The following is an 11654-nucleotide window of genomic DNA, read 5'->3' on the forward strand; positions in this document are numbered from 1 at the left end:
ATGCAATATTATATGAAATACAGCATAAGCCAAGCTGCGACACTTATGCAAAGATACAAATTTACAAGCTATAATACAAGAGCTATAACATGTTTTTCATAACACGGCAAATTTAATTTTAGCATGAATTTATATAAAAGTAATATTGTATAAAAACAAAAATCCCGGTGCTTAAAAGCAACCGGGACTTTTATATAAAACTGCTTTACAGTGCGAAAATTACTCTTCTACAGTTGTTTCTTCTGCCTTGGGAGCCTCTTCAGCTACTGTTTCAGCAGGAACTTCCTCTGCCTTAGGAGCCTCAACCTCAGGAGCTGCATTCTCAGCAACAACCTTTACAGGCACCTCTACGAGAACTTCTTTGTGGAAGTGTACGGTAGCAACAAAGTCACCTACCTTCTTAGCATCGTGCATTGTAACAATCTTACGATCGATGTCAAAGCCTTTCTTCTGAAGCTCAGCAGCTACAGTTGCGGCATTAACAGAACCATAAGTTACACCATTAGCACTTACCTTCATCTCTATAACAAGAGCAACATCTTTCAGAGCCTCAGCCTTCTTCTCAGCCTCAGCCTTAATAGCAGCAAGTTTACGAGCCTGCTGTTTCAGGTTTTCAGCCAATACCTTCTTTGCTGAAGGAGACGCTATAACACCCTTGCCCTGAGGTATCAGGTAGTTACGGCCATAGCCGGCTTTAACATTAACGATATCGTTCTTAAATCCTAAGCCGATAATATCTTCTTTCAGTATAATTTCCATTCTGTCTCCTCCTTCAAATTATTTCATCAAATCGGTTACATAAGGAAGCAGAGCTATCTGGCGTGCACGCTTAACAGCCTGAGCCACACGGCGCTGATACTTAAGAGAAGTTCCTGTGATACGGCGGGGAAGTATCTTACCCTGCTCGTTCAAGAATTTCTTAAGGAACTCAGGATCCTTATAGTCTATATACTTTATACCGCTCTTCTTGAAACGGCAATACTTCTTTTTCTTTGTATCCACTGAAGGCGGAGTCAAATATCTGATTTCTGATTCTTGTGCTGCCATAATTTAAGCCTCCTCTTTTTTAGCGTATTTGTTTCTTCTCTTCTCGGCATACAGTACGGCATACTTGTCGAGCTTAACTGTCATAAAACGGATTACCTTCTCATCACGACGGAATCCAGTCTCGAGAGTGTTAATTACATTAGGCTCAGCCTTGAACTCTATCAGGCAATAAAAACCTGTAGATTTCTTCTGAATAGGATAAGCCATCTTCTTCAGTCCCCAGGTCTCCTCATTCAGAATTTCCGCACCTTTGTCAGTAAGCAGATTTTTGAATTTAGCGACCGTTTCCTTCATCTGTTCATCAGACAAAACGGGAGTTAAAATGAAAACGGTTTCGTATTGATTCATACTACTTTAAAATGATTAATTTGTTTATTATTTTGCAAAATGCGGTGCAAAGGTACGCTTTTCCGCTGATATATCCGACATTATTAATGTACACAATTACAACATTTAACTTTATTTCACCTTTACAAGCCTTATTTTGCCAATCTTTCATATACAAAGCCTTGCTTTATTGATTTTTATCTGTATTTTTGCACTATAATATAAGATCATAAAAAATTATTGATATGAAGAAATACGTACGCTTTTCAGGACTGGCAGCCATGTATCTGGGCGTCATTCTGCTGATTGTCGGCTACGCTTTCAGTTGGACCGACAATAACACATTCATCATCTCGGCCTTGACTCTGGTGGTGTTTGGAGCAGTTGGGCACGTGTATCTTCTGAAAAAGGAAAGCAAATATTAAACATACCGGAAACGCGACATTTCGCAATTAATGCCATTTTACATTGTAAAAGGCCATAAAACGCGAAATAAAAGACATCTTTTAGACTGCGAAACTGTATCTTTTACAAACCTCTAGCTATCAGCACATTACACATCTGGCAATTATGCAGGCCTCAATAGTCGGAAATCTGCACACACAAGAACACCAATATAAGTACCAGCACAATAATCAGCCAATAGAGCATTTCACTTTTTCTATTAGCCGAAGTCTGCTCCTCATCGAAAATTCCGGCATTATTACTATATTCTAAGATTGCACGTTTCAAACGACTCATTCTGAAAGCCAATTCAAAATCCTTAAGATCTATATCATGATACTTACTGTTGCTGTTTGACAATTCTGTAACGACAACAAGCCTGCGCACCGGCAACAGCATTGAATAATAATGATACCAGTCTATATAGCATCTGCTCACCTGTGACCATGGATAATCGTGCTTGGTTATCTTAAATAAAAAACGTTCATAATAATGAATACCTCGTGAATCAATTACAATTTTCTGCCTACGTATAAACAGACTCAATACAACAGAAAATATTACAAGTATGAATATAACTACGGAGATTGCGACATACCATGGTTTACAATAGCCGTCCAACAAACCGCCAGCCAAAATAAGGCAAAAGCCCAATTCCAAAACCGAGGAAGCGGGACTTTCAGTAATCACATACCTGTCAACAAGTTTCATAGTCAATTTCTGCCGTTTCTGCAAATATATAATTTTATTATATAAAAAACAAATAACTTATAATAATATAAAAAAACAATCCTCAGAGCCGGTATATTCGGTTCTGAGGATTGTTTTATTATTATCGTTCAAGGCTTATGTTTATTCTTGCTCAGGAGTGATGAGCTTGTATCCCTTGCCGTGAATGTTGATGATTTCTATCTGGTCGTCGTCCTTAAGATGTTTACGCAACTTAGTAATGTAAACGTCCATAGAGCGTGCGTTGAAGTAGTTATCGTCAATCCATATTGTCTTCAGTGCGAAGTCACGCTGCAGAATCTCGTTAGCATGAGAGCACAGAAGAGCAAGAAGCTCATTCTCTTTAGTTGTAAGCTTTGTCTGCTTGTCGTCAATGGTAAGCAACTGTTTCTGAGTATCGAAAGTAAAACGTCCGATATGATAAACAGTATTTTCTTTGTTTTTCTTACCACGTACACGACGCAGGATAGCCTCTATACGGAACACAAGCTCTTCCATTGAGAACGGCTTTGTGATATAGTCATCAGCACCGATTTTGAAGCCTTCAAGAATATCTTCCTTCAAAGTCTTAGCAGTGAGGAATATGATTGGAATTTCAGCATTGGCCTGTCTTATTTCCTGAGCCAATGTAAATCCATCTTTCTTTGGCATCATAACATCAAGTACACATATATCAAACTTGCTCTTCAAGAAAGCTTTATATCCTGCGTCACCATCAGGACAAAGTTCTGCGCTATAACCCTTTGCCTGTAAATATTCGCGAAGGAGCATACCTAAATTCTCATCATCTTCGCATAAAAGAATTTTCAATTTCTCATCCATAGTCTTTCTTATTTTTTAATTATAGGTAATGTTATTATAAAATTCGTTCCTTTTCCTTTCTCGCTTTCTGCATGTATTTCACCCTTATGCAGTTCTACGATTTTCTTTACATATGCCAAGCCAAGGCCAAAGCCTTTGACATCATGCACATTTCCGGTATGAACACGATAGAACTTCTCAAAAATCTTTTTAAGGTTCTCTTTTTTTATGCCCAATCCGTTATCTCTAACCGACAAATAAAGATGCTCTTTGTCATTCCATGTATTAATAAACAATTCTACCGGTCGCTCAGGATCACGATATTTAACAGCATTGTCCAACAAGTTGAAAATAACATTCGTAAAATGCATCTCGTCAACATAGATTGTCGGTTCCGTTGCATGCAGTTTTGTCGTTATATGCCCTCCTGTATGTTCTACACGCAATGTAAACGTATTAGCAACATTTTCAGCCAACTCATTCAAATTAAGCTCTTTCTTTTTAAATATGGCTTTCTTGCGGTCAAACATTGACATCTGCAACACCTTTTCTACAAGGAAGCGCAAACGCTTCGACTCGTCATTAATAACTCCTCCCAGATGCTTCATCATAACAGGACTCTTAGTTACGCTTTCATCATTGAGCATCTGTGCAGCAAGAGAAATACTGCTTATAGGAGTTTTTAATTCATGAGTCATATTGTTTATAAAATCATTCTTTATCTCAGTATAACGTTTCTGCCTGAATATAACTACGATTGTAAAAATAAATGTCACCAACAACACAACAGTAAACGCAATAGAAGGAATCATAAAACGTACACTGCTGAAAATATAGCTGTTCATATCAGGGAAATGTATCTTGACAATTCCAGCCTTCGATGAAGGATCATTTCTGAATAATGCCTGCGAATAAGTATATTCCTCACCTTCATCCGTATAGTCAGGACATCTGTATACTTCTCTTCCGTCTTGTGTCGAAACCGTAAAATGATAGGCAATATCAATACCATTGTTCATCAGCTCAGTCTTAATGTCCTGATCAAGCATCTTGAAGTTTATACGCTCCTTCAACGGTTTTTCTGAAGCAGTATAAAGTATGCTGTAAACGACCTCGTCAAGCAAAGCTTTCTGATAGATATAACGGTTTTTCACAATTTCCCTCATTGACTTTGTTGCCTCTGATATCGAGTTCTTGTCATTACGCAGAATCATCGCTTTGGGCATTGAGGACGGTTTCATCGTTATCGTTTTTAATTCAAAAGACGAATACATCGTACCGTTTTTATCAACAACAGAGTATTGATGTGAATGCTGGACAGTGCCATCCATTTCACCCGAACGAGTTCCAACTGAATCTTGTTTGAATGCACGACGTTCTGTCGCGTTAACATCCTTCTCAAGATACCTTAAGGTCTCATTCAGTTCCAAGTTACGGGCAGCCTGAGACAGAGCCTTTGTTACAGACTCGTCAAACTGTTCTTTCTTCATGTGCACCATCTCTTCAATATATTTTATTTGCATAAAGAGCAGCACAAGAAATGAAAGTCCCATCACGATTGCTACTGTCCAAATTGTTGCTTTTTTCATATTGGCAAATATATGGTAAAAATAAATAAAGCCAAATTATTTTGTTAATTAATTATTCAAAATTTATCTATATTAACCAAATAACCATACGATAATTGATAATTATCAAGTTAAAGGCCTTCACAAAAGTTCTTGCAATTAAACAGAACAGCATGAAGAATAATTGTAAAGAACTATAAGGTTATATATAGTGCAATGGCATTCATGGCATACCAAGGAAACGGCATTATATAAAAAGAATAAAACAGACTTTATATACAAGCAGGAAACAGCATAACACTTATAAAAATAGCAAGATTACAATAAGCTATAATTTTTCAAACAAACTATTCAACATGCAATATCAGCATAAAAAACAGCCGTGGGATTTACTCCACACGGCTGATTCATTATTGTTATTCGTCTTTATCAGCAAGTTCTGCCTCATGCTCTTGTATCAGAGCCTGTTGTATGTCGTTAGGAACAAGCTCGTAACTTGCGAACTTCGTGGTAAACGAAGCACGTCCGCCTGTAATAGAGCTCAGTGAGATAGAATAGTTTGCAAGTTCCTTCAAAGGTATCTTGGCCTGCAGTTTCTGATAACCGGCTTCGCTGTCCATACCCATGATGAGGGCACGACGTCCCTGCAAGTCGCTCATGACATCACCCATAAAGTCGGCCGGAACATAAACCTCAAGGTCGTAAATAGGCTCAAGAATCTTCGGACCAGCATTCTTAAATGCATCAGAGAAAGCATGGCGGGCTGCCAACATGAATGAAAGTTCATTACTGTCAACCGGGTGCATCTTTCCATCATAAACAACAACACGTACGTCACGTGCGTAGCTTCCCGTCAGAGGCCCCTGCTCCATACGCTCCATAATACCCTTCAAAATAGCAGGCATAAAGCGTGTATCAATAGCACCACCGACAACAGAATTGATGAACACGAGCTTACCGCCCCACTCCAAGTCAACAACTTCCTTACTCTTGATGTTCATCTTGAACTCCTGACCGTTAAACTTGTACATTACAGGATCAGGCATACCTTCTGCATAAGGCTCAACAATAAGGTGTACTTCACCAAACTGTCCTGCACCACCCGACTGTTTTTTATGGCGATAGTCTGCGCGTGCAGCCTTTGTGATGGTCTCACGATAAGGAATCTTGGCATCAACAAACTTAACCTGCAGTTTCTCATTATTCTCAAGGCGCCATTTTAGTGTACGCAAATGGAACTCACCCTGACCATGAACTATTGTCTGCTTCAGTTCCTTGCTCTGCTCTATTACCCATGTCGGATCTTCCTGTCTCATCTTCAACAAAGCAGCCATCAGTTTTTCTGTGTCAGCCTCATTGACAGCCTTAATGGCACGAGAATACTTAGAGTTAGGATATTTTATGAAGTCGAATCTATTATCACAATCCTTTCCATTAAGAGTGTTGCCTGTCTTCACGTCCTTCAACTTAACAGTACAGCCGATATCACCGGCATTAAGACAGTCAACAGGCTGACGATTAGCTCCTGCACAAACATAAATATTTGCAATGCGTTCTTTTGAGCCACGGTCGGCATTGCTTAAATCGTCTCCGGCCTTAACGCATCCGCTCATAACCTTGAAGTAAGAAACTTCTCCGATATGAGGCTCAACACCTGTCTTAAAGAAGTAAATAGATTCAGGTCCTGCACTTTCTGCAGCAACTTCCTCACCACGTGTGTTATGAACCTTAGGCATTTCGCTTACAAACGGAACTACGTTGCCCAAGAATTCCATCAGGCGGTGAACACCCATACTCTTTCCTGCGCAAACACAGAAAACAGGGAATATAGAACGTGTAACCAATCCCTTACGTATACCTTCACGCATTTCATCCTCTGTGAGAGTTTCCTCCTCAAAGAATTTCTCCATCAGAGTTTCATCGTTCTCTGCAGCGGCCTCCACAAGAGCCTTATGAAGTTCCATTGCCTTGTCCATCTCCTCTGCCGGTATATCCTCTATGATAGGAGCACCGCCTTCTGGCTTCCAAGAATATTTCTTCATCAGAAGGACGTCAATAAGGGCATTAAAGCCTGGACCTGTAGTTATCGGATATTGTATCTGGACGCATTTCGGACCATAAATGTCCTGCATGCTGCTTATTATCGAATCGAAATCACACTTGTCGCTGTCGAGCTGGTTTACAAGGAAGATAACCGGCTTCTTCAGCTTCTCAGTGTATCTGAAGTTATTCTGTGTGCCAACTTCAGGACCATACTGACCATTGATTAATATAACAGCCTGGTCAGTAACGTTAAGGGCTGTGATGGCGCCGCCGACAAAGTCGTCAGAGCCCGGGCAATCTATGATATTAAGTTTTTTATTGTTCCACTCTACATTAAAAACAGTTGAAAATACCGAGTAGCCGTATTCTTGTTCAACAGGGAAATAGTCACTTACTGTGTTTTTTGCTTCTACAGAACCGCGGCGCTTAATCAGTCCGCTCTCATATAACATAGCTTCGGCAAGAGTAGTCTTGCCTGAGCCCGCACTGCCAAGCAAGGCAATGTTTTTAATCTCGTTAGTTTGATAAACTCTCATATTATTATAGATTTAAGTTAATAACTTATGTTGGCCTCTAAGTTACGATTTTTTGCGCAAACGAGCAAAAGAAAACACAAAAAAGCGTCAAAAAATTAAAACATATTAGTAATTTTGCATTAAAATAAAGAAAACGAAACTGAAACATCTAATAAACAATGGCCGGCATATACATCCATATACCCTTCTGCAAGAGCCGCTGCATTTATTGCGGTTTCTACTCGACCACACTTCTTGACTTACGCAAGAAATACATAAATGCGGTTTGTCGCGAAATGGAATTAAGGAAAAACTATATCCGCGAACCATTCTCCACTATATATCTTGGCGGAGGCACACCTTCGTTGCTGGACGAGGCAGAACTTACCAAACTGTTTCTATATATAAATAATGTGTATGACGTGGATAGAAATGCCGAAATAACAATGGAGTGCAACCCTGATGACATCACTCCGGAGTTTACAAACATGCTAAGCCGTCTGTCTATAAACCGTGTAAGCATGGGTGCGCAGACATTTGCAGACAGCAGACTCCGTCTTCTACACAGACGCCACAACTCTGACGAAGTGAAACATGCCGTAAAATTGCTGAGAGAAGCAGGCATCAAAAATATAAGCATCGACCTGATGTTTGGATTCCCTGACGAAAGTTTAAGCCAGTGGAAGGAGGACATATCTGCCGCTTTGGCTCTAAACGTAGAACACATCTCGGCATACAGTCTTATGTATGAAGAAGACACGCCATTGTGGAAAATGCTCGACACAGGCAAGGTAAAAGAGATTGACGAGGAGCTGAGCCTGACAATGTTCAAAGAGCTTGTATGCCAACTTACGGATGCCGGATATGAACATTATGAAATAAGCAACTTTGCACGTCCAGGATATCGCTCACGTCATAACAGCAGCTATTGGCATCAAGTGCCATATATCGGTCTTGGCGCAGCCGCTCACTCGTTTGACCTTAACTCCAGACAGTGGAATGTGGCCGATTTAAAACTATACATCGAGGAAATTAATAACGGCATCATTCCTATGGAGCGTGAAGAACTCGACAACGACACAACATTCAACGACATCATAACCACTGCCCTACGCACATCAGACGGGATTGATCTAAACGCCATGGAAACGCGTTTGGGTAAAAGATACAGAAACACGCTTATTTCTGCCGCCGGCAAACATCTTGAGCAAGGACTACTTGAGATACGGCACGACCGGCTAAGACTTACATCCGAAGGCATCTTTATCAGTGACATGGTGATGAGCGACCTTATGATTGTTTAGTCATGCATTCTCATGTGGCAACCGGTAATAATATTAACGAAATTATGGCATAAACAAAACTTAAGCATTTTCATCTGTTCCTACGTGGACAAAACAATAAGATCATAATATACCATTTCAACACCTTGCAAAGCAACGTGCTGCCAATTTACTAAAAGACATTACAGAATGTCACTGCTGTTTTGTATGAGTTTTTAGCTAAAATAGAAACAAGATGAGACAAAAACAGTCAGAAAACAGTAAACAATATTTACAAAGTCTGTAAAAAGCTATGTTTTATGATGCAAAAAGCATCGTATTACACCACAAAACACTATGTTTTTACGTTCAAAAACAAGTCTTTTTCCTATCAAGAAACAGCTTATTATAACTGTTTCACATCAGTTTTCATTGCACACAACCCGACATTCTCGCATAGTTCATTGTAATGCAATAACTTATGGATGCACACGAATTAGGCCAATTTTCACGTCCAAATGATTTTATTTTCAAAATAACTCAGTCTGAAGAGGTCTGCAAAAATCAAATTGAAAGAAAACAAAAGACAAAAGCATCAAAAAGTAAAACCATAACAGGAAGCCCAAACGGCCAAAAGTTCTATGCGACATAAACCATTATCATAAATAATGACATGAAACATCAACATACAAACATATTCAGTATGTATAAAAGAATGGCAACCAACTATTACTAAGATAACGGATTATATACGACAGGCCTTTACATTTACCATTTTGAACAGACAAAGGAAAGCTTTAATCGGTCGAATGTTCCTCATAGCGGCATCCTTTTTCTTGCTATTGTTTGGTTTTAAAGATAAAATTATTTAATTTTGCCACCTAAAGCAATAGTAATACGCCGAATAAGCCTAACACGGCTGACAAATAGTAAGCGTAAAGAAACGAAAAGAATGATTTCAGTAGAAGGACTAAAAGTAGAATTTGGCGTTAAGCCGCTCTTCAGCAACGTCAGCTTCGTAATTAACGACCGCGACCGAATCGCACTGGTCGGAAAAAACGGAGCAGGCAAATCTACTATGCTAAAGATTCTCTGCGGCATGCAAAAGCCAACTGCGGGCGTCGTGGCTGTACCAAGTGGAACAACCATAGGCTATCTGCCGCAGGTGATGATTCTTCAGGATGACACAACAGTACGTGAAGAGGCGCGTAAGGCCTTCGCCGGAAATACGGAAATGAAGGCAAGGCTCGACAAGATGAACCAACAGTTGGCAGAACGCACCGACTATGACAGTGATGAATATATGGCTCTAGTTCAGAAGTTCACCCAAGAGCACGAAAGATACATGATGATGGGCGCAGAGAACTATGAAGCTGACATAGAGCGCACTTTGACTGGTCTTGGATTTGAGCGTTCGGACATGTCACGTCCTACAAGCGAGTTTAGCGGAGGATGGCGTATGCGTATAGAGCTGGCAAAGATTCTTTTGCAGAAACCGGACGTTCTGTTGCTAGATGAGCCTACCAACCATCTCGACATTGAGAGCATACAATGGCTCGAACAGTTTCTTGCACAAAGCGCAAAAGCCGTGGTTTTGGTAAGCCACGACCGTGCATTCATCAACAATGTGACCAACCGCACACTCGAAATAAGCTGTGGCAAGGTGGTTGACTATAAAGTGAAGTATGACGAGTACGTGAAGCTCAGAGCCGAACGACGCGAGCAGCAACTGCGTGCTTACGAGAACCAGCAGAAGGAAATAGCCGACATAAAAGATTTCATTGAACGCTTCAGGTACAAGCCCACAAAGGCTGTACAGGTGCAGAGCCGCATAAAGCAGCTCGAGAAGATTGTGCCTATAGAAGTTGACGAAGTGGACAACTCGGCAATGCACCTCAAGTTTCCCCCATGCCTGCGCAGCGGCGACTATCCTGTAATATGCGATGAAGTGCGCAAGGATTATGGCACTCATACCGTATTCGACCATGTAACACTCACAATAAAACGTGGCGAGAAGGTGGCCTTCGTAGGAAAGAACGGAGAAGGAAAATCAACACTCGTGAAATGTATAATGAACGAGATTCCATACACCGGAACGCTTAAGATTGGCCATAACGTTCAGATTGGCTATTTTGCCCAAAATCAGGCACAGCTGCTTGACGAGGAGCTTACGGTGTTCCAGACAATAGACAATGTAGCCAAAGGAGACATCCGACTAAAGATTAACGACATACTCGGAGCTTTTATGTTCGGAGGCGAAGCATCTGAGAAGAAAGTGAAAGTGCTCAGCGGTGGCGAACGCAGCCGACTCGCAATGATAAAGCTCCTGCTCGAACCGGTTAACCTGCTGATTCTCGACGAGCCGACCAACCATCTCGACATGCCGTCGAAGGATGTCCTAAAAGAGGCCATCAAAGCTTTTGACGGCACGGCCATCATTGTAAGCCACGACCGCGAGTTCCTCGACGGACTGGTAACCAAGGTCTATGAATTTGGAGGCGGAAAAGTAAGAGAGCATATCGGCGGAATATACGACTTTCTACAGACTCATAACATCGACTCACTCGACTCTCTTGGTCATCACCAAGCAACGACAACGATACAACAGCCTGCAAGCTCAGGAAACTCAACATGCAATGAGCAGCAACAGGCTGAAAACTCGGCCAAGCAATCGTATGAAGAACGCAAAGAGCAACAGAAGAAAATACGTAAGGCAGAAAAGGCCGTAAAGGACTCTGAAACAAAAATCGAGACGCTTGAAAAGCGTCTTAAGGAACTCGACGAAATGCTATGTCAACCCGAAAGGGCCAGTGACATGAAGTTGATAAACGAATATACATCTGTAAAGAAAACTCTCGATGAAGAAGTTGAGAGATGGGAGCAGTTGTCGGAAGAACTTGAAAAATATATGTAACAGA

The 11654-nt window shown here is 40.7% G+C and carries 10 protein-coding genes; 3 read left to right on the plus strand and 7 right to left on the minus strand.

Going from position 1 to position 11654, the window contains the following annotated elements; all coding sequences use genetic code 11:
- Window positions 1–219 precede the first annotated feature (219 nt).
- The 3 genes from rplI to rpsF are packed head-to-tail and all read right to left on the minus strand — an operon-like array spanning window position 220 to window position 1395.
- Window positions 220–759, minus strand: coding sequence for a 50S ribosomal protein L9 (rplI, locus tag EJL04_RS06230; RefSeq protein WP_125104404.1), 540 nt, complete (start codon window positions 757–759; stop codon window positions 220–222).
- Window positions 760–777: 18 nt separating this feature from the next.
- Entirely contained in the window at window positions 778–1047 is a 270-nt protein-coding gene (gene rpsR, locus EJL04_RS06235) for a 30S ribosomal protein S18 (protein ID WP_021854625.1), read from the minus strand.
- Window positions 1048–1050: 3 nt separating this feature from the next.
- Window positions 1051–1395 carry a 30S ribosomal protein S6 gene (gene rpsF / locus EJL04_RS06240; protein ID WP_021854626.1) on the minus strand — a complete coding sequence of 115 codons (345 nt, stop codon included), beginning with the start codon at window positions 1393–1395 and terminating at the stop codon, window positions 1051–1053.
- A 224-nt stretch (window positions 1396–1619) separates the two neighbouring features.
- On the opposite strand from rpsF, the gene EJL04_RS06245 reads away from it, so the two are divergent.
- On the plus strand, window positions 1620–1799 hold the full coding sequence (locus EJL04_RS06245; protein ID WP_125104405.1) for a hypothetical protein: 180 nt from the start codon (window positions 1620–1622) through the stop codon (window positions 1797–1799).
- A 154-nt stretch (window positions 1800–1953) separates the two neighbouring features.
- On the opposite strand, the gene EJL04_RS06250 is transcribed toward EJL04_RS06245, so the two are convergent.
- The 4 genes from EJL04_RS06250 to EJL04_RS06265 all read right to left on the minus strand — a co-directional run bounded on the left by EJL04_RS06250 (window position 1954) and on the right by EJL04_RS06265 (window position 7495).
- Window positions 1954–2529 carry a hypothetical protein gene (locus EJL04_RS06250; protein ID WP_125104406.1) on the minus strand — a complete coding sequence of 192 codons (576 nt, stop codon included), beginning with the start codon at window positions 2527–2529 and terminating at the stop codon, window positions 1954–1956.
- 141 nt (window positions 2530–2670) lie between these two features.
- Window positions 2671–3369, minus strand: coding sequence for a response regulator transcription factor RprY (gene rprY, locus EJL04_RS06255; RefSeq protein ID WP_021854630.1), 699 nt, complete (start codon window positions 3367–3369; stop codon window positions 2671–2673).
- Window positions 3370–3377: 8 nt separating this feature from the next.
- Complete coding sequence (locus tag EJL04_RS06260; RefSeq protein WP_125104407.1) at window positions 3378–4937, minus strand: sensor histidine kinase; 1560 nt, start codon at window positions 4935–4937, stop codon at window positions 3378–3380.
- A gap of 395 nt (window positions 4938–5332) precedes the next feature.
- Entirely contained in the window at window positions 5333–7495 is a 2163-nt protein-coding gene (locus tag EJL04_RS06265) for an elongation factor G (protein WP_021854632.1), read from the minus strand.
- A 158-nt stretch (window positions 7496–7653) separates the two neighbouring features.
- Between EJL04_RS06265 and hemW the strand changes: the two genes are divergently transcribed.
- Window positions 7654–8778 (plus strand): radical SAM family heme chaperone HemW, encoded by a 1125-nt coding sequence (gene hemW / locus EJL04_RS06270; protein ID WP_125104408.1) that lies wholly within the window; start codon window positions 7654–7656, stop codon window positions 8776–8778.
- A gap of 910 nt (window positions 8779–9688) precedes the next feature.
- A complete protein-coding gene (locus EJL04_RS06275) occupies window positions 9689–11650 on the plus strand; it encodes an ABC-F family ATP-binding cassette domain-containing protein (RefSeq protein WP_125104409.1) in 1962 nt (653 codons plus the stop codon).
- Window positions 11651–11654 lie beyond the last annotated feature (4 nt).

This window comes from Prevotella marseillensis (assembly GCF_900625065.1).
In the GTDB taxonomy this organism is placed as follows: domain Bacteria; phylum Bacteroidota; class Bacteroidia; order Bacteroidales; family Bacteroidaceae; genus Prevotella; species Prevotella rara.